Genomic DNA, 19,533 nt, shown 5'->3' with positions numbered 1-19,533 from the left:
ATGTTATTATAATTCTAAACGACTAATTTGCCAGATTTCACTAATTTCAGCACCCATTTTTTTATAAAAATTTTTAGCTTCGATATTTATACTATGTACCTCCCACTCTATTCTTTTTAATTGTTCAGTTTTAGCTATAGAAATTAACTTTTCCATTAATAATTTACCTATTCCTTCTTTACGGTAACTTTCATCTACAAATAAATCTTCCAAATGAATATGTTTGCCTTTCCAAGTAGAATACCTATAATAATAAATTGCAATTCCTGCTATAATATTATTTTTTTTTGCTGTTAAAATATGAAAAATAGGAGATGTAGTAGAAGTAAGGTTAATAAACTCTTTTAAACTTATAATAGAGTTACTATCTTCTCCTTCATAAACAGCCAATTTTTGTATCAACTTATAGCAATGTGTTATTTCATTCAGTGCTGCTTTATTAATAGTTATCATATTGTTTTACAGAAATATAAATTATATTTTTATATAATTTTAATTAAACAAAGATATGATAAATATAAATATAGTTATAAAGTAAAGCTAAAAATGAATATATTTGGATTGAAGATAACCACAAATATAGGTTTAAAATGAAAATAATAAATCCGCAAACACTAGGAGAATTTATCATAGAAAAACAATCTGAATTTCAATATTCTTCAGGAGAATTATCGAGACTTTTAAGTGCTATTAAATTGGCATCTAAAGTTGTTAATCAAGAAGTTAATAAGGCAGGTTTGGTAGATATTATCGGAGCTATGGGAAACAAAAATGTGCAAGGAGAAGAACAGCAAAAATTAGATGTTTTTGCAAATGAAGTTTTTATAGCGGCATTAAATAACAGGGAAGTAGTATGTGGAATAGCTTCAGAAGAAAATAAGGATTTTATTGAAGTAAAAGCAGGAAAAAATGCTAATGAAAGTAAATATGTTGTTTTAATAGACCCCTTAGATGGTTCTTCAAATATAGATGTAAATGTAAATGTAGGAACTATTTTTTCTATATATAGGAGAGTTACTTCTGAAGGAACGCCCGTAGAACTTAAAGATTTTTTACAACCAGGAAATAAACAAGTGGCAGCAGGGTATGTAGTTTATGGTTCTTCTACTATGATAGTATATACAACAGGATACGGAGTAAATGGATTTACTTTAGACCCGGCTTTAGGTGTTTATTATCTTTCACATCCAGATATTAAAATCCCTGAAAAAGGGAATATATATTCCATAAATGAAGGAAATTATATAAAATTTCCTTTAGGAATAAAAAAATACATAAAATATTGTCAAGAAGAAGAAGGAGAAAGGCCCTATACCTCTCGATATATTGGTTCATTGGTAGCTGATTTTCATAGGAATATGTTAAAAGGAGGAATTTACTTATACCCGTCTTATTCCCATGCGCCGAAAGGTAAACTACGTTTGCTTTACGAATGTAATCCTATGGCCTTTCTAGCTGAACAAGCAGGTGGTTCTGCTAGTGATGGTTTTACTCGTATTTTAGACCTGAATCCTATAGAATTACACCAAAGGTCACCTTTTATTTGTGGATCAAAAGAAATGGTTATAAAAGTTGAGGAATTTATGAAAAATGCAAACGAATAATTTTAAAAGTGTAGTAAAGAAGTTTAATGAATTAACTTTGTATGAATTGTATGAAATAATGCAATTGCGAAATGAAATTTTTATTGTTGAACAAAATTGCCCTTATCAGGACTTAGATAATAAAGATTTTAAAGCAACACATATTCTTGTGTATTTAGATGGTAAACTGGTAGCTTATTCTCGTATTTTTGATGTAGGAATCACCTTTAAAGAAGCCTCTATAGGTAGGGTAATTACCCATAAAAAAGTACGTTCATCAGGAATAGGTAAATTATTAATGGAAAAGTCAATAGAAACCTTATATGAACTTTATGGAAAACAAAACATAAGAATAGGAGCACAATATTATGCTATTCCTTTTTATAAAAAATTTAATTTTGTAACAGAAGGTGAGGTTTATTTAGAAGATGGAATTAAGCATATTGAGATGATAAAACATGCTAAATAGGAATAATTATTTATAAGGTATGTTAAAACTATTTTTTTGTTTATCATTATCTATAATTGTATTTTCTTTTTTAAGATTTTTTAACTTTCCGAAGTTATAAGATAATTTTAAATAAAATATTTGATTATCATCTTTTTGATAAGAATTAGTATTTAGGTTATGACTTATAATACCAGCTGCAATTTTACTGTTATTAAACAAATTTTCTACCCCAAATGATGCTTTAAAAGCTTTGTTATAAAAAGATTTTGATAATTCAAAATTTGAATAGTTAAAAGGTCTATTTGCAGTATATATTTTATAATTTCCTTTATTAGTACTGAACAAATAAAATCCAGAGAATTTTAAATCCATAGGAAGAAAGATTTGTGTATAAAAACTAAAAATCCATATAGGTTTTACCTTATTTATATAAGGATAGTCATCAAGTTTAAAATAATTATACATATTAAAAAAATACAGAAAACTCATTTTATCAACATTTAAGGGCTCTTTAAAAAATTTTTTACCTTTTCTAATTAGATCAAAAGGAATTGGTATTCCTAAAGAAACGTTATAATTTTTTAATCCGTTAAATGTTTGAGTTGTTTGGTTTACATTAAGAGAATTATCTTTAGTTTCAAAAGAAAGTAGGTTTACCTGATTAGAATACGTGTATTGAAAACCTAAACGTAAATAATTAAAAGCACTGAAAGTTATCTCATAATTATTGTAAAAATCCGGTTTTAAATAAGGGTTTCCTGTAGTTGTATTAAATTCATCATAATATCCATTTATATTAGGATCTAAGTTAGTATAGGGAGGGAGTGATATACTTTTTCTATATGATGTAGTAAAATTTAGTATAGGAGTTATTTTATATAAAAAGCTTATAGAAGGATACATTTTGTCTAATCGATTATCAATTTCTCGAACATATTCCTTTATATGACTTTTATATTTCAAATTTTCATAACGTAAACCAGCAGTAATATTTAATTTTTTAAAGTTTTTATTTACCTCTGTGTAAAAAGCATATTGATAATCATCATAATCAAAAGTAAGATTAGAAATATACTCCGGATATTCAAATATAGAAGAAGACTTGTTCATTAAATTATATTTTCCTGAACTTGATGAATGAGTGATAGAATATTTTCCCCCTAAATTTACACTTAAGTCTATTTTTTTTATTGGAATTTCAAAGTTGGATTTTGCATAAAAATTATTATAATTCAAATCAATTTTATTGATAGAGTAAGAATTGATACCTGAATTATTTTGAGCATTTTTATTACTAGGTATTTTATCATAATGAGAAAAATAGGCTGTAACATCAAATTTTGTTCCTAGACTGTCTAATTGAGTTTTATATTGAGTTATTATTTCGTGATTAGAGTTTTTGTTTGTGGATTTGTTAGTAGAAGATAAATCTATAGATTTAATAGAATTTAGGCTTTCAGAATTAGTAGTGTTAAAAAGATCATTATATGTATAACTATAATTATAATTAATAAGTAAATTACTTTTATTTCCTAATTTTATATTAGCTGAAGGTCGAAAATAATAATAACGATTATATCCTTCATCTTTTCCTTTTTGATAGAAAAAAATATGCGGAGAAAAATAAATGAACTCTCTCTCATAATTATTGGTTTTGTTCCATTCCCTATAATTAAATCCGCTATTCAATTGTACACTTATATTATTAAGCCGAGAATTTATATTAATAGAAGGAGAAATTTTATTATTTCGGTTAAAACGATAATTTAAAGTAGCAGCTCCATTAATACCTCTCAAAGCATTTCCGTTGGTAATAATATTAATAATTCCTCCTCCCGTATTTGCATCATAAGAAGCTCCGGGATTATTTATAATTTCAATTTTTTCAATAGAACTTGCTGGGATACTTTGTAAAAGATTTTCCAAGTCAGAACCTGTCAAACCTGAAGGGGAATTATCAATATAGATAGCCATAGATTTACCGTTGACAGTTAACTCTCCACCAAAACCTTTAATCACACCAGGCAGTTTTTTAACAGCATCTTCTATGCTTCCCCCGGATAATAAATCATTATCTTTTACCATATAAATGGTTTTATTTGCCTCAAATTTCACTAAACTTTTGCGTTCTCCTGTTATAGTAACTTCATGTATTTCCTTTTCTTTATAATATATGGGTGCTTTATTAAAAAGAAATATTTCATTGATTTCTAAAGAATCAGAGGTTTTTTCAGTTATTTCGAAAGTAGAAAATTCGGTTTCATAGCTCTTAGTTGTAACAATAAATTTATATTCACCATTAACTTTAGGAATAATATAATAATTTATACATTTATTAGATTTAAAAGTATTAATATCTATATAAGAGTTATTTTGTTTATACTGTAGGGTAATTTTTTTATTTGTACTATCTTTTCTACAAGGAATATCAGGATTTATAATTTTAGATATAATAACTAAACTATCCTGAGTATAAGCAAACAAAGAAATAAAAAAAGAAAAGAATACAATAATTAAAAATTTCATGGAAATCTTTGTTTTAGTTACTTTATAAAAGATAAAAAACAAAGGTAATTAAAAATAGAATCCATTAATATAAATATATAATTATAAACATATTTTAAAGGTATTATTAAAAAATATAATAATAAAAAAATATAATTTATCTGTTGAAAAATAGGTAATAAATATAGAAATATGAACAATAAACAATGATTTAAAAACGAGCAAACTATTGTCTTCTATATTTCATTTTCATAGTACGAAATAAATCTATGACAATGATTATAATCTATTTGGATTAACCGCTTTTTACCTTTTAATACTATAATAAATCATTGCCCATCTTATATTCTATTATCATTTCAGCGCCATCCGTCTATCAAAAACTTGTCTTTGTCTACTTTTTTTGAATGCTAATAAAACTAAATATAGATTTACAAAATGTCAAATTCTATAAATAGTCGTAGATATGAAATATTTTGTTATTAGCTTTTTAATAGGATTCTTATGTTATGCTCATATAAAAGCACAAGTAACAAACGATCAATTTACTCAAACGATACGTGGCATAACCGTTGATTCTCAGTCCGGAAAACCATTATCTTTCATCTCAATTGGAATATCGGATATACCTGAGATAGGAACGACAACAGATGAGCAAGGAAATTTTATATTGAAAAATGTACCGGTAGGAAGACATACTATTCAAGCAACATGTATAGGTTACCAACCATTTTTTATTCGTGAAATCCTAGTAACTACATCAAAAGAAGTCTATTTGGAAATTCCAATGACGGAAAGTTCACATGAACTAAGTGAAATTACTATAAGCGCTTATGAAAAAGATGCCCCAATAAATAAAATGGCACTGACAGGAGCACGTATGTTAAGCGTGGAAGAAGCTAGCCGCTTTGCAGGAGGATTGGATGATCCCGCCCGTTTAATTTCTTCATTTGCGGGAATCGCATCTGCACCATCTTCAAATGGAATATCCGTTCACGGTAACGCGCCACATCTGCTACAATGGAGATTAGAAGATGTTGAAATACCAAATCCCAATCACTTTGCCGATATACAAACCCTTGGCGGGGGTATACTATCTTCACTGAGCAATAAGGTTCTTGGTAATTCTGATTTTTTCTCCGCCGCTTTTCCCGCTGAATATGGCAATGCAGTATCAGGAGTTTTTGATATGCGCATGAGAAATGGGAATACTCAAAATAGAGAATATACTTTACAAATTGGAACTTTAGGGATAGATTTAGCATCCGAAGGAGCGATTAATAAGAAACAAAATTCTTCCTATATTATAAACTATCGGTATTCGCTTATTGGTTTGATGAATAAGATAGACAAAGATTCAACCTCAAATCATTTTAACTATCAGGACTTGAATTTCAAACTAAACTTTCCGACAAAAAAAACAGGCACTTTTTCCGTTTGGGGTACTGCATTATATGATAGCTATAAGCAAAAATTTGAAAAAGATCAGGAAAAATGGGAATATTTTTCAGATAGAAATAAAGGTCAATCAAAGCAATATATGCTTTCGGGTGGATTAACGCATCGCTATTTCTTCAATGATAATACGATGTTGAAAAGCTCTTTGGCAAGTACATATGCGAAATATAATGTGAAACAGGATGTATTTGACGCCAATATGAACTCAACTCCTTATGGATATCTTGATAGTCATACTACCAATTTAATTTTCAACGCATCTCTAAATAAAAAATTCAGTCATAGATTTACCAATAAAACAGGATTTACTTATACAAAAATGTTTTATGGAATGAATTTGCAAAAAGCACCTCATGAAGCTTATCCACTCGAAACAATTTCACAAGGTAAAGGAAATACTGAATTAATATCGGGCTATACAAGCGCATCGTTTGGACTAAGCGATAGAGTGACATTCAATCAGGGTATATACAGCCAGATTCTAACTTTAAATAATCATTGGACTATTGAACCTCGTATTTCCATGAAGTGGAAGAGCGGGGATCGGACCTACTTTGCAATTGCATATGGTATGCATAGTAGAATGGAAAAAATAGATGTTTTTTTTGTAAAGACTCAAAGCACAGGTAGCAAATCAATGAATAAAGATTTAGATTTCACAAAAGCTCATCATGCGATGTTTACTTATAGTTATAAATTATCAGACAATACTAATTTAAAGATAGAACCATATTTTCAGTATCTTTATGATGTGCCGGTAATAGCGGATAGTTCTTACTCAGTATTAAACAGGGATCAGTTTTATGTTGAAGAACCTTTGGTCAATAAAGGGAAAGGAACAAATTTAGGTATTGATATTACTTTGGAGAGATATCTTAATAAAGGCTATTATTATTTGATAACTGCTACATTGTTTGATTCAAGATATAAGGGAGGAGATGGGGTTTGGCATAATACAAAATTTAACCGGAATTATATATTGAATGCTTCGGGAGGAAAAGAATGGATATTTGGAAAAAGGAAGAATAAAATACTTAGCGCCAATCTTAGGTTAACGTTACAAGGCGGTGACCGTTATTCTCCTTTAGACGTTGAAGCAACAATGAATGATCCTGATAAAGAAGCCCAATATAATGAACGAAAAGCCTACTCCAAACAATTAGGGGCAATGCTCTTGTTAAATTATACCTTGAGCTATCGCGTTAATAATAAAAAAAGATCGTATGAATGGGGCATTGTAGGTTTAAATGCGACAAGCGCAAAAGAATTTTATGGACACAGATATAATTTTAAAACCGGCGCAATAGAGAAATATAGAGATTCTTCTTCGATAGGTAATCTCTATTATAAACTTGAATTTTAAATTATGATAAGTATTTTTAGATAAAAAGAAAATAATATTGAAATCAAATAAAGAAAAATATAGTTTTCTGCCTGATTTATTGACAAAAAAACGGTTCGAAATATGGAGACATATTTTTCTCATTTTATCTATTGCGATTATTGAGATGAATAGCACTTTAATTACTTACGGTAAAAATTACTCTATTCTCGAAAATAAGATATATTGGATAATTCTTTTTTCTTTAATATTAGACATGACAATTATCTATTTCAATTTATATATTATTGTTCCGAAATTATTATTAAAGAGTAAGTATTTGCAATACACAGTCACATTGTTAATATTAATAACCTTCTCTATTGTAACTAATCTGGGTTTTGAATACTTTATTTTCAAACCTAAGAATACTATATTCGATTCCTCGCTCACTTTTTATTCGGAGATAAATCTCATTATCGAGTTGGTTCGTTCGTTCTTGATATCTGGAATTTATATAGTGGGTATTTCAATGAGTGTACTATTTAAAAGTTGGCTAATGAATATTCAGCGTATTAATCAGCTGGAAACAGAAGATCTACGCTCTCAATTAGAAAGAATGAAAGAAAAAGTAAGCCCATCTTTCTTATCCCGAATATTAAAGAAATCAGCTTCTCTAGCCATATCAGCGCCGGAAGAATCGTCTGCGATGCTTCTGAATTTAAGTAAGATACTTAGATATCAATTATATGATTGCGGCAGGGATAAAGTTTTGTTAAGTTCTGAGATCGTTTTTTTAACGAATTACCTCAGTCTTGAAAAAAACTATCTCGGAAATTTTGATTTTATTATCAATAAAAATGGGGATATGACACATCTTTTTATACCTCCATTATTGTTTCTTCCATTTATTCAGCAATCTATCATATCTAATCATGAGCTTAACAATAAATTAATTCTGCAACTTAGCTTTTTAGTAGAAAATAATCTTTTGCAATTCAGTTGTATAAGCAATAACGTTGAGAATATAAATTATTCGCAGGTTAACCATAGACTCGAATTATTGTATCATAATAAATATTCGATAAAAATACAAAATGAAAAAGAACTGACTATCCAAATCGCTGTATAAATATGTTTGTAAACAGTATAAATAACACCTTTATCCCCAATATCCTGACCGGCTCAAAGTTCAGATTATTCAGGCATTTTATTCTATTGTTTATCATCAGTATTGTAGCATCTTGTATGAATCTCAATGGTGCATATAAAGCATCCTTTTATCAATATTATGAATGGTTGGTATTCTTTATAATATTTACCGGGGTTATATATATAAACATGTATGTTATGGTTCCTTCATTCTTATTGAAAAATAGAAGTTCGGTATATTTTATACTTTTGTTCTTAATTATTCTCATATTGTTACTACTAATATCACTTTCACAATTTGTATTTCATATTGTTGATTTGAGTAAAGGTATAAACTACGTTAGTCTCTTCCTTAGTTTGACAAACTCAATTATAGCCTTTGGTATTATTATTATTTGTTCCTCAACATTTATTATTTTAAAAAACTGGATTATAAATAATAAACGGATAAGGGAATTGGAAACAATTACCGTAAATGCTGAATTACAACAATTGAAAAATCAAATCAATCCACACTTTCTTTTCAATATTCTTAATAATGTGAACATCATGATAAAACACAATCCGATAATGGCTGCAGAAATGCTTACAAAGTTTAATGATCTACTATCTTACCAAATAGATGGCAGCACTAAAGAATTTGTTTCCCTCGATGATGAAATCAGATTTTTGACCGATTATCTTGAACTGGAAAAATCTCGCAGAAACAGGTTTAATTATGCTATTTTAAAAGAAGGAGTATTACACACGATCAAAATACCTCCTATGTTATTTATACCTTTCATTGAAAATGCGGTAAAACATAGCTCCGGAAATAAAAACATGTCTTATGTTGATATCTCATTCAAAATAAATAACTCGCAATTATTATTCTTTTGTGTAAACTCAAAGCCCCAAAGCCCGCCTATTAAGACTGAAGGAGGATTAGGATTGGCAAATATAAGACGTCGTCTGGAATTGCTCTACAAAAATGATTTTGCTTTGAAAATACACGAAACCAATACAATATATTCTATTACATTAAATTTGAAAATATGAAGTGTATTATAGTTGATGATGAACCGATTGCTCGCTTGGGACTTGCAGCCTTAGTGGACAAAATCTCTCAGTTGCAGCTTGTCGGTAGCTTCGAAGATGCTGAGTCTGCATCTGAATTTATGTTAGATAAAACTGTTGATTTAGCATTTCTTGATATCCAAATGCCGGGAATAAATGGAATCGATTTTGCAAAAAATATACCTCGAACCACTCTTGTTATATTCACTACTGCTTATTCGGAATATGCACTTGATAGTTACGATGTTGATGCCATAGACTATTTGGTAAAACCTATTGAAGAAGATCGCTTAGCAAAAGCAGTGCAAAAAGCCGTTGCTTATCATACCTTATTGATGAATGAAGAAAAGGGAAACATGGGAGATATTAAATCTGACCATATTTTTGTAAAATCAGAAAGAAAATTCTTCAAAATTTATTATAGAGATGTCCTATTTATTGAAGGTTTGAAAGATTATGTTATCATACAGACAGAAAATAAAAGAATTATTACTAAAATGTATTTGAAAAACATATTAGAATTACTACCTCACAACATCTTTTTTCGTATCAATAGATCATATATAGTCAATCTGAATCGGATTGAATCTTTTAATAACAACGATATTTTCATCAATACATACGAAATTGGAATAGGAAACAATTATCGGGAAGCATTTTTTCAAAGGATTATTCCGGAAAAGCGTTAACATCTTACAAATTTCTAAAATAGACGAATTGGTATATTAAACGTGCTAATCTGTCTACTTTTTCATAAGCTATATGGGTGATTCATATATTTGCAATATCTCTAATTCCCAATTATATATGGAAAAAGAAATCTTAGTATTAATCTAAACATATATATATGGGAAATTTAGTTAATTTGGACTTGTTTAAATTATTAATTAATAACTCATAAGAAAACATTACATCCACATGATGATTTTAGATTCCTGATAAAATAAAAAATATTTTAATGAAGTTTTCCTTGATATAGAAAAAAGGATACAAACGAAAAAAAATAATCAAATAAAAACAGTAATATATTGAACATTTAGTCAAAGTATGTACTTTTTTAGAATAAAAAAATAAATATTTATATTATAAAATTAATATACAGACTCGATAATATTAACTAATTTTATGCTATAAAAATAAAAAAATGGAGTATAAAAAGCTAGGAGATTCAGAATTGTCTCTATCAGTAATAACTTTTGGAGCTTGGGCTGCCGGAGGATGGATGTGGGGTGGCTCCAATAGAAAAGATGCCGTAAATGCTATTAAATCAGGATTTGAGGTAGGAATTACTTCTATTGATACAGCCCCCATTTATGGACAAGGAACCAGTGAAGAGATTGTGGGAGAAGCTATTAAAGAATTTTCAAGAGATAAAGTTCAGATTTTGACAAAGTTTGGAATGCGATGGGACTTACCCAAGGGTGACTTTGTTGCACATAGTAAAGACAATTCAGGTAACGAGATTGATATTTATAAATATGCAGGTAAAAAAAGTATAATATATGAATGTGAACAAAGCTTAAAACGATTAGGAACAGATTATATTGATCTGTATCAAATGCATTGGCCGGAAACAGTTACTCCTATTCAGGAGACATTTGAAGCTGTTTCAACATTAATAGAACAAGGGAAAATAAGATATGCCGCTGTTTGTAACTATTCAGCAGCTCAAATGAAAGAAGCAGAAAAATACTGCAATATAGTATCTAATCAGCTTCCTTATAGTATGATGAATCGTAAAATAGAAGCAGAGGCTATTCCTTATTGCATAAAAAATAATAAATCTATTTTGGCTTATAGTCCTATGGAACGAGGTTTATTAACCGGAAAAATAAAACCGGATCATATCTTTGCTGCAGGAGATGGAAGAAGCAATATGAAAATATACCGACCGGAAAATATCCAAAAAGTAAATGAATTTTTAAACAGAATAAAACCAATTGCAGAAGAACATGGTGCTACTCTGGCACAATTAGTACTTAACTGGACAATAAAACAGCCGGGAATAACCATTGCTTTAGCTGGTGCCAGAAATGCAGAACAAGCCCTTCAAAATGCAAAAGCGGCAGAAATTACGCTTACACAAGAGGATATTGACTTTATAAATAAAGAAATAGCAAAATTATAAAATAAAAATATGGAAAATCTTAAAGGAAAAAAAGCATTAGTTACAGGAGGTAGTCGTGGACTAGGAAAAGCAATAGCCTTAGCTTTAGCTGCTGAAGGAGTGGAGGTCGCTATTACAGGACGCAACGAAAAATCTTTGAAGGAAACAACTAAAGAATTGCAAACCAGAGGAATAAAAACAATGTATTCTGTTTTTGACATTTCAAATTTCCAGGAAGTAGAATTTTCTTTAAAAAAATTACAAAATGATTTTGGAACCTTTGATATTCTAATTAATAATGCAGGAATTGCAGCATTTGGAAGTTTTTTGGATATGCCTGAAAAGGAATGGATGAATATTGTACAAACCAATCTATTCGGACCATATTATGTATCTAAAATCATACTTCCCTCTATGGTAGAAAAAAAAGGAGGAGATATAATTAATGTTTCCTCAACTGCCGGATTAAAAGGGGGGGCTACTACATCTGCATACAGTGTTTCAAAAGCAGGATTAATTTCTCTTTCCGAATCCTTGATGTTTGAAATGAGAAAACATAATATACGTGTGACAACATTAACTCCTAGTACAATTGCTTCTGATATGTCTGTGAAAGAACTGAAAATAACCGATGGAAATCCTGAAAAAGTTTTACAACCAGAAGATTTTGCAGATTTAGTGATTGATATTTTGAAGCTTAACAAAAGAGCTTTATTAGCCAATGCATCCCTTTGGTCTACCAATCCATAAAAAAAGAAAAGAATTTAATTAATAAAAATAAAAGAAAAAGAATAAAAATAGTATGGGATTATTAGAAGAATCTAAATGGAGATATGCTACAAAAAAATTTGATCCTTCCAAAAAACTAGATCAGGACCAAGTAGATAAAATAGTAGAAGCAGCTTATCTAGCACCAACTTCATCAGGATTACAACCTTTTAAAATACTTATTATAACCAATACGGAATTAAAAGAAAAAATTTATCCTATAGCAAAAAACCAGCAACAAGTAATAGATTGTTCTCACCTTTTAGTATTTGCAGGTTGGGATAATTATACTGAGGAAAGAATAGACTATATCTATCATTTAATAACCAGCGAAAGAGATCAGGGTAAAGATCAATATAAACCTTATACCGATTACATTAAATCTATATATCTTTCAAGACCTGAACATTTAAATTTTGAACATATAGCACGTCAGGTATATATAGCGTTTGCCTATTCCATAGCTATGGCTGCCGAGCTGAAAGTAGATGCAACCCCAATGGAAGGATTCAATAATGAGGCATTAGACAATTTATTGAATCTTCATGAACAGGGACTGAAAAGTGTAGTTGTATTACCGTTAGGATATAGAGATGCCGAAAATGACTGGTTAGTAAACCTAAAAAAAGTAAGACACCCAAAAAATGAATTTGTAATGGAAATAAATTAATAAAATACAAATATTAAGAATATGAAAATATTTATTTCCGGAGTTATTCCCCAAATTGGCGTGAAGATGCTTCAAGAAGAAGGGTATATAGTTGAGGAATGGAACCATTCTCAACCCATTACTTTAGATGAATTGATTGATAAATGTAAAGATGCAGACGGCTACATTAATGTTATGTCTCCAGTTTCGGGAAAGTTTTTAGAAGCCTGTTCTCAATTAAAAGTGATATCTACTTTTTCTGTTGGTTTTAATCATATTGATATTCCAACATCTACCCGTTTAGGTATTCCGGTGGGTAATACTCCTGATGTATTGAGTAATGCTACAGCAGATACGGCTTTTTTATTAATGTTGAATGTTTCAAGAAAAGCTTTTTTCAATTACCGTAGGATTATAGAAGGAAATTGGAAACCCGGTTTTTTATCTGTGGATTATTTAGGGCAAGAACTGAATGGAAAAACTTTGGGAATATTCGGAATGGGGCGTATAGGTTTTAAAATGGCTGAAAAATGCAAGGGAGCATATGGGATGAAGGTGATTTATCATAATCGTCATAAACAAGAGCAAGCAGAAAAAGAAATAGGAGCTACTTATGTCTCTTTCGAAGAATTATTGAATCAAGCAGATGTATTGAGTATACATGCTCCTTTATCTGAAGAGAATAAAGGTATTTTTAATGATTCTACCTTAAAAAAAATGAAAAATACTTCTATTCTAATAAATACGGCTAGAGGTGCTATGGTGAATGAAAAAGATTTGATACAGGCTCTTCAAAGCGGTCAAATATGGGGTGCAGGATTAGATGTAACAGATCCGGAACCAATGAAAGCAGATAATCCTCTGTTACAAATGGAAAATGTGGCAATTACTCCACATATTGGATCAGCTACGGTAGAAGCTCGAAATGCCATGTCTGTATTATGTGCAAAAAATATAATTGCAGGAATAAAAGGTGAAAAATTACCCTGCGTAGTAAATCCGGAGGTTTATAAAAATAATTAAATTAACATATTCGCAATTAGTTATAGATAAAAAAAGCGGTTTTAACCGCTTTTTTTATTTATTGAGTTTACATTTTTTTAGGATGAATGATAAATTTTCATTAGTTAAAAAAGATATCATCAATTCATTCAATGTTTTAATATTTTAAATATTTTATTTATAACAATTAAAATAGTTTATTAATTAATTCAAATAAAACTCAAGGTAAATTTAAGATTATCGGGTTACTTCATCAATCAAATAAAAAATAGATTTAAAATTAATATCGCTGTATTCCTCCATTCCTATTTCACAAGTTCGGCTCGTAGAATATCCTTCAGAGCAACCTGTATGGATTTGTTCTTTTAAGTGTCTTTGTCCATGTTGATTAAGCTCCGGATAGGTAAATCCTCGATCTCCAGCAAATCCACAACAATTAGTTTGTATTATATTTACATTTTTTGCACATAGTTGAGTTAATTTCATTAGATCGTTCATAAGCCCTAATTTTTTAACCGAACAGATAGGAAATATGGTGGCATTTTCCTTAGGATTTTTTACTTTCAATTTAGGCATTACAAATTCCAACATAAATTTTATAGGATCATATATAGGTAAATCTTTATGAGAAAAATGAGAATGTGAAGTATAATAACAAGGACTCATATCATAAAGTATAGGATATTTTCCATTATCTGAAGCTTTATATAGAGCATCTTTCAGCTCCATTGATTTTTGTTCAGATTCTTGAACGTATCCTTTGCTGCTAAAAGGCATTCCACAACATAAAGAATTAAGATTTTCAGGATAAATAATAGTATAACCTGCACGAATTAATAATTCTTCTGTTTTTTGTGTAAGGGAAACTTCTTCTGTAGGATATTTTTCAGATTTTCCCATAGCACGATTAATACATGATGGAAAATATACTACTTTTAATTCATTTCCTTCATGTACAGCATTAAGTTTAATTTTTTTAGCAGGATAAGGCATAGCCCGGTTCCATAAAGGTATTTTGTCAAAAGATAATTTTCTTATCCCAGAAGATAGGAAGCTCATTAAGTGATTACCTAAAAATTTTTGTCCAAAATAAGCCACACTAAGACCTGTTTTTAAAAAAGAAGAAGTCCTCTGAAAATGGTCTGCAATATAACGTGCATTTTTTTTCTCAAAAGAACGTATTTTTTCTTTTCTTAAAGCTTTTACAAAAATACCTGTATCTATGCCTACTGGACAAGCTAATAGACATAAACCATCAGTAGCACAAGTTTCATCTACATTATAGTTAGATTTTTCTAAAAAATGTTTTAAACGTTGAGTATTTTCCCCGGTTTTTTTTAATCGCGCTATTTCACGGCTTACTACAATCCTTTGTCTAGGAGATAAAGTAAGACCTTCAGAGACACAAGATGATTCACAAAAACCACATTCCATACATTTATCAATCAAGTCATGTGCTTCCGGTAGTGGTTTTAAGTTTTCTAAATGAATTTGTGGATTAGGGTTAATAATAACTCCAGGGTTGATGAGTTTAAAAGGGTCAAAAGTATTTTTTATTTGTACCATAAGCTTATAGGCTGCTTCTCCCCATTCTTTTTCTACAAAAGGAGCCATATTCCGTCCAGTGCCATGTTCTGCTTTTAAAGAACCGTCAAATTGATCCACTACAATTACAGCCAATTCATCCATAAGGTCAGCATATCTTTTTACTTCTTTAGGATCTGAAAAATCCTGCGAAAAAACCAAATGTAAGTTTCCTTCCAGAGCATGTCCGAATAAAACTGCATCCTGATATTTATATTTTTTGAATAGTTTTTTTAAAGCTGTACAAGCTTCTGCTAAACGCGGAACAGGAAAAGCCACATCTTCGATAAGACAGGTAGTTCCTTTTTTTCGGAGACCTCCGACAGAGGCTAGTAAACCTTTTCTTGCTTTCCAATTAAAATTATATTCTTTAGGATCAGAGGTAAATTTGTAGGGTTGCAATATTGGAATAGAATTTACAGATTTTCGAATTATAGATTCTTTTTCCTGTATTTCTTCTTTATTGTTTGCTTGTATATCTACTAGTAAGACCCCTACAGTTTCAGGTAAGGATTTGAAATATTCAGGTGCATCAGGGTCATTTTCTACCGAACGTATACTATCACGGTCTAATAACTCCACAGCAGATACAGGACTCTCACGTAATAAAGGAACTGCTTCACAAGCTTGTTCTATGGTTGTGTAAATTAGAAGAGCACAGGCTTTGTATTTAAAATCGGTAACCGTATGGTAAGTAATATGGGAGATAAAGCCTAAAGTTCCTTCAGATCCTATCATGAGGTGTTTTAGAATATCTATCGGATCTTTATAGTCCACAAAAGCATTAAGGCTGTAACCTGTAGTATTTTTAATTTTAAATTTTCTTTTGATTCTTTCATAAAGTAAAGAATCAGAAGTAATATTATCTCTTATTTTTATTATATTCTGTATAATATCAGAATGTTCTTTTTTAAATTGTTCAATGCTGTAAGGATCTGAAGTATCTAATATGGATCCATCATATAGTATTATTCTAATATCTGCAATTGTATTATATGAATTTTGAGAAGTTCCACAACACATTCCACTAGCATTATTAGCCGCTATGCCCCCAATTCTGGCAGAATTAATCGAGGCCGGATCTGGACCTATCTTTTTAGCGTATGGAGATAGGAAAATATTAGCACGAGCACCAACTATTCCAGGTTGCAATTGTATTTTATTACCCCCATCCAGAATAGTATAATTATTCCATGAATGAGTGGCAACTATAAGTACTGAATCTGTGATTGCTTGTCCGGAGAGACTGGTTCCTGAGGCTCTAAAAGTTACAGGAATTTTCATTTTTCCTGTGATTTTTAGTGTTTCTATGACTTCTTTTTCAGAATGTGCTTGTACAACGATTTTAGGGATAAGTCTATAAAAACTGGCATCGGTTCCATATGCTAGGGTTTTTAGAGGATCGGTAACTAATCTTTTAGGAGGTATTTTTTTAGATAGCTCCTTTAATAAAAGGGAATATTTTTCAGGTAACATAAATTTATATAAGGTTTTATTATATGGATAAAAGTAAGCTTAATTAAATCTCCAAGGTCAACTTTATATAAAGATTTTTATCTAAATTACTTACCTGATAGGCACCTAATCTACAATATACTCCGACTCCTATAATTCCCAATAAAAGTTTATTGGCTTCTACTCCAAACTCTTGGTAATAATCTTTGGGAACATCAAAATCTAATAACTGATGGTCACTTTTATTTTTCATTGTTCCTATGAGACCGTTGTATATAAGAGCAAAGTGCAGAGATTTAAATTCACTGACTCTTATCGGTCTAAGATAATGAGTAAATTGGATTGATGCAAATTTATCTGAAAAAAATGAAGCAGGATCCATAGTTTCAAAGCTTTGAAACCCTCTTACACTAAATCTTCCCCAAAGATTGTGTCCATGTTTGGCTACCCCCATACCTTCGTAGGTATTCATAATAGGTGTTTCTCCGAATATGGCCCCTAAATTACCTGTTATTTTAGTATTACCTAATTTGTTCATAAATGTATATACGGCAGATAAATACAATCTATGTGTAGCTGTACTACGATCAAAAAGATTCCATGATTTGGAATAGGTTAAATAATAATATGGAGGGCTATCTTTAAATGTAGTTCTGCCAACAGGGGTTTCTAAATATTTAACTTTTGGGGCATATCTTAATCTTATAGCTGTATTAACAAAATTAAACCAGGTATCCTTGTTATAATCTTTAAAAAGATAATCAAACTCAGCACGTTGTCTTTGATAATCTACAGAAAAAGTAATATCCAAATTTTTGAAAAAATCTTGTTGATAGGAGAGTTCTAGTTTTCTATAACTAAAATAAGTGTCATTATATATATTGTTGGACTTAGCGGATATTTCATCTTTAGGGGTAAGATACTTTATTTTAGTTCTACCTGCAGGTAAAACGTCAGTTTCTGCTTTAAAAGAGAGTTCTCCTCCTTGTTTCTTATTTATAAAAAATTTAATTTCTCCTCCTGCTTTCACTTCTTCATCTCGGGTTGCTTTGGCTATATATCCCCCAATTTGAAAATTGGTGCTCAATTTATAATTTGTATGTCCTCCAAGTTGATAGCGGAAAGATTCATACATATTATGGCTAAATAAATTATAGAGATCGAGACTAAAAAAGCTTAATTCTAATTCTCCGGATGATAAGCTTCTTAAAAAGCGAAGTTTAGATTCCAGTTTATATTTTTGAAAGATTTTATTTAACTGATTATATGTAGAAGCTTCTCTAAGAGTTAGACTATCAGTTCTTAAAGATGCAATTTTTTCATTTGAATTTTGAGATACGTTTTTATCAATTTGGTATTCATACCCTTGAAATTCTTTAGCGGTAAAAGATACCGGACTTTCAAAATTTAAAAAATGTGATTCTACTGTTGAGGTAGTAGTAAGTTTTGTTATAGTATGTAGTCCTTTAGGTAGTATTTTATTAATTTTATTTATAAAATTTTTACTCAGAATTTTTGTTTTCATATATTCTGATTCGGCATGCCATATTCCTTGGTACGGAGTATAAACTATTTCATAATAAACATCAGAAATTTTTGATGTATTACCTAGTATTTTTACTAAGGCAAAACTTTCTGCATCTACAAAAATATCAAGATTTCTGTAAAATTGTGTTTCACTTTTACCTTTGGAATACATTAAAATTTCATATGTTTTTCTACCATTAATATTTAAACTATCTATGAATTTTACTACGTTATTTTGTATTTCTTTAGGTTTTAGTATTTCCGGATATGTATTAACCATTGATTGAGACATTGATATGTTATATAATTCCGGATTATTTAATCCTCCTGCTTTATATGCTGTAATAATGGCTTTTTTTCCATATTTTTTATCGTATTTATATACCATAATTCTTTCTCCTATAAAAAGCAGATTTTTTTCCAAAAGTTGTTTAAAAGCATTGTTTAAACTATCTAATTTCCTTTTGGGATTTGTGATATATTTCACCGAATCGGATGGTACATCTAAAGTAAATTTTACATAAGAGTTAAATCTATAATTTTCTAAAAAATCAGGATTATTTTTGGATCGATTTATCCAAGATTTTTGTATAATTTTAAGAGCCAAAGGATCACTTTTAGGGTTTGTTTTTGGTGGAAATAAATAAATAGTTTTATTTAATTTTCCTAAAGTTTCTGTTTTCTTTGCGAAACTATCTGCCAATATTAATATTTTGTCTTCTTTATTATTTATATAAAAAATACCTTGATCATTTGTTTTTCCTAATAATTTTTTTGATTCGTCATATATATGAGCATTAACTACGGGTTGTTTATTATTAATATTAACAACTTTAATTTGTAATTGGGCAAATGCTTGTGTAAATAGAAGGAGATTGAGAAAAGATATAAAAATTTTTCTACTCATAAAAATGG

Annotated in this window: 14 protein-coding genes; 10 read left to right on the top strand and 4 right to left on the bottom strand. The window is 29.7% G+C overall.

Annotated features, from left to right (window positions below; translation table 11 throughout):
* Window positions 1–6 precede the first annotated feature (6 nt).
* On the bottom strand, window positions 7–453 hold the full coding sequence (locus C4S77_RS05220) for a GNAT family N-acetyltransferase (protein WP_105246586.1): 447 nt from the start codon (window positions 451–453) through the stop codon (window positions 7–9).
* Window positions 454–590: 137 nt separating this feature from the next.
* Between C4S77_RS05220 and fbp the strand changes: the two genes are divergently transcribed.
* Entirely contained in the window at window positions 591–1,604 is a 1,014-nt protein-coding gene (gene fbp / locus C4S77_RS05215; RefSeq protein ID WP_105194524.1) for a class 1 fructose-bisphosphatase, read from the top strand.
* Window positions 1,591–2,052, top strand: a complete 462-nt coding sequence (locus C4S77_RS05210) for a GNAT family N-acetyltransferase (RefSeq protein WP_105246584.1) — start codon at window positions 1,591–1,593, stop codon at window positions 2,050–2,052. Before fbp ends, C4S77_RS05210 begins: the two co-directional genes overlap by 14 nt.
* A gap of 6 nt (window positions 2,053–2,058) precedes the next feature.
* On the opposite strand, the gene C4S77_RS05205 is transcribed toward C4S77_RS05210, so the two are convergent.
* Window positions 2,059–4,560: a TonB-dependent receptor domain-containing protein gene (locus C4S77_RS05205; protein ID WP_105246582.1), complete on the bottom strand. Its 2,502-nt coding sequence runs from the start codon at window positions 4,558–4,560 to the stop codon at window positions 2,059–2,061.
* Between the two features lie 445 nt (window positions 4,561–5,005).
* On the opposite strand from C4S77_RS05205, the gene C4S77_RS05200 reads away from it, so the two are divergent.
* The 8 genes from C4S77_RS05200 to C4S77_RS05165 all read left to right on the top strand — a co-directional run bounded on the left by C4S77_RS05200 (window position 5,006) and on the right by C4S77_RS05165 (window position 14,073).
* Window positions 5,006–7,360 (top strand): TonB-dependent receptor, encoded by a 2,355-nt coding sequence (locus C4S77_RS05200; protein WP_105246580.1) that lies wholly within the window; start codon window positions 5,006–5,008, stop codon window positions 7,358–7,360.
* 517 nt (window positions 7,361–7,877) lie between these two features.
* Window positions 7,878–8,450, top strand: coding sequence for a histidine kinase (locus tag C4S77_RS13005; protein ID WP_181042827.1), 573 nt, complete (start codon window positions 7,878–7,880; stop codon window positions 8,448–8,450).
* A gap of 476 nt (window positions 8,451–8,926) precedes the next feature.
* On the top strand, window positions 8,927–9,508 hold the full coding sequence (locus C4S77_RS13000; RefSeq protein ID WP_181042826.1) for a sensor histidine kinase: 582 nt from the start codon (window positions 8,927–8,929) through the stop codon (window positions 9,506–9,508).
* On the top strand, window positions 9,505–10,215 hold the full coding sequence (locus tag C4S77_RS05185) for a LytR/AlgR family response regulator transcription factor (RefSeq protein ID WP_105246574.1): 711 nt from the start codon (window positions 9,505–9,507) through the stop codon (window positions 10,213–10,215). Before C4S77_RS13000 ends, C4S77_RS05185 begins: the two co-directional genes overlap by 4 nt.
* 455 nt (window positions 10,216–10,670) lie before the next feature.
* Complete coding sequence (locus C4S77_RS05180) at window positions 10,671–11,654, top strand: aldo/keto reductase (protein ID WP_105246572.1); 984 nt, start codon at window positions 10,671–10,673, stop codon at window positions 11,652–11,654.
* Window positions 11,655–11,663: 9 nt separating this feature from the next.
* Complete coding sequence (locus C4S77_RS05175) at window positions 11,664–12,383, top strand: 3-ketoacyl-ACP reductase (RefSeq protein ID WP_105246571.1); 720 nt, start codon at window positions 11,664–11,666, stop codon at window positions 12,381–12,383.
* 52 nt (window positions 12,384–12,435) lie between these two features.
* The gene (locus tag C4S77_RS05170; protein ID WP_105246569.1) at window positions 12,436–13,071 is read left to right on the top strand and encodes an NAD(P)H-dependent oxidoreductase; all 636 of its coding nucleotides are present in this window, start codon (window positions 12,436–12,438) and stop codon (window positions 13,069–13,071) included.
* Between the two features lie 21 nt (window positions 13,072–13,092).
* Window positions 13,093–14,073 carry a 2-hydroxyacid dehydrogenase gene (locus C4S77_RS05165; RefSeq protein WP_105246567.1) on the top strand — a complete coding sequence of 327 codons (981 nt, stop codon included), beginning with the start codon at window positions 13,093–13,095 and terminating at the stop codon, window positions 14,071–14,073.
* A gap of 216 nt (window positions 14,074–14,289) precedes the next feature.
* On the opposite strand, the gene C4S77_RS05160 is transcribed toward C4S77_RS05165, so the two are convergent.
* Window positions 14,290–17,112 (bottom strand): FAD-binding and (Fe-S)-binding domain-containing protein, encoded by a 2,823-nt coding sequence (locus C4S77_RS05160; RefSeq protein ID WP_105246565.1) that lies wholly within the window; start codon window positions 17,110–17,112, stop codon window positions 14,290–14,292.
* A gap of 43 nt (window positions 17,113–17,155) precedes the next feature.
* A complete protein-coding gene (locus C4S77_RS05155) occupies window positions 17,156–19,525 on the bottom strand; it encodes a hypothetical protein (RefSeq protein ID WP_105246563.1) in 2,370 nt (789 codons plus the stop codon).
* Window positions 19,526–19,533: the final 8 nt, after the last annotated feature.

The organism is Apibacter adventoris (assembly GCF_002964975.1).
GTDB classification, from domain to species: domain Bacteria; phylum Bacteroidota; class Bacteroidia; order Flavobacteriales; family Weeksellaceae; genus Apibacter; species Apibacter adventoris.
The sequence above is the reverse complement of the archived record's forward strand: the minus strand, read 5'-3'. Positions and strand labels throughout refer to the sequence as shown.

Excerpts from the sequence above, each read along its gene's own strand:
- C4S77_RS05185 (WP_105246574.1), top strand. The coding sequence starts at position 9,505 with ATGAAGTGTATTATAGTTGATGATGAACCGATTGCTCGCTTGGGACTT.
- C4S77_RS13005 (WP_181042827.1), top strand. The coding sequence starts at position 7,878 with ATGAATATTCAGCGTATTAATCAGCTGGAAACAGAAGATCTACGCTCT.
- C4S77_RS05220 (WP_105246586.1), bottom strand. The coding sequence starts at position 453 with ATGATAACTATTAATAAAGCAGCACTGAATGAAATAACACATTGCTAT.
- C4S77_RS05170 (WP_105246569.1), top strand. The coding sequence starts at position 12,436 with ATGGGATTATTAGAAGAATCTAAATGGAGATATGCTACAAAAAAATTT.
- C4S77_RS05160 (WP_105246565.1), bottom strand. The coding sequence starts at position 17,112 with ATGTTACCTGAAAAATATTCCCTTTTATTAAAGGAGCTATCTAAAAAA.
- C4S77_RS05155 (WP_105246563.1), bottom strand. The coding sequence starts at position 19,525 with ATGAGTAGAAAAATTTTTATATCTTTTCTCAATCTCCTTCTATTTACA.
- C4S77_RS05205 (WP_105246582.1), bottom strand. The coding sequence starts at position 4,560 with ATGAAATTTTTAATTATTGTATTCTTTTCTTTTTTTATTTCTTTGTTT.
- C4S77_RS05175 (WP_105246571.1), top strand. The coding sequence starts at position 11,664 with ATGGAAAATCTTAAAGGAAAAAAAGCATTAGTTACAGGAGGTAGTCGT.
- C4S77_RS05165 (WP_105246567.1), top strand. The coding sequence starts at position 13,093 with ATGAAAATATTTATTTCCGGAGTTATTCCCCAAATTGGCGTGAAGATG.
- C4S77_RS05210 (WP_105246584.1), top strand. The coding sequence starts at position 1,591 with ATGCAAACGAATAATTTTAAAAGTGTAGTAAAGAAGTTTAATGAATTA.
- fbp (WP_105194524.1), top strand. The coding sequence starts at position 591 with ATGAAAATAATAAATCCGCAAACACTAGGAGAATTTATCATAGAAAAA.
- C4S77_RS05180 (WP_105246572.1), top strand. The coding sequence starts at position 10,671 with ATGGAGTATAAAAAGCTAGGAGATTCAGAATTGTCTCTATCAGTAATA.
- C4S77_RS05200 (WP_105246580.1), top strand. The coding sequence starts at position 5,006 with ATGAAATATTTTGTTATTAGCTTTTTAATAGGATTCTTATGTTATGCT.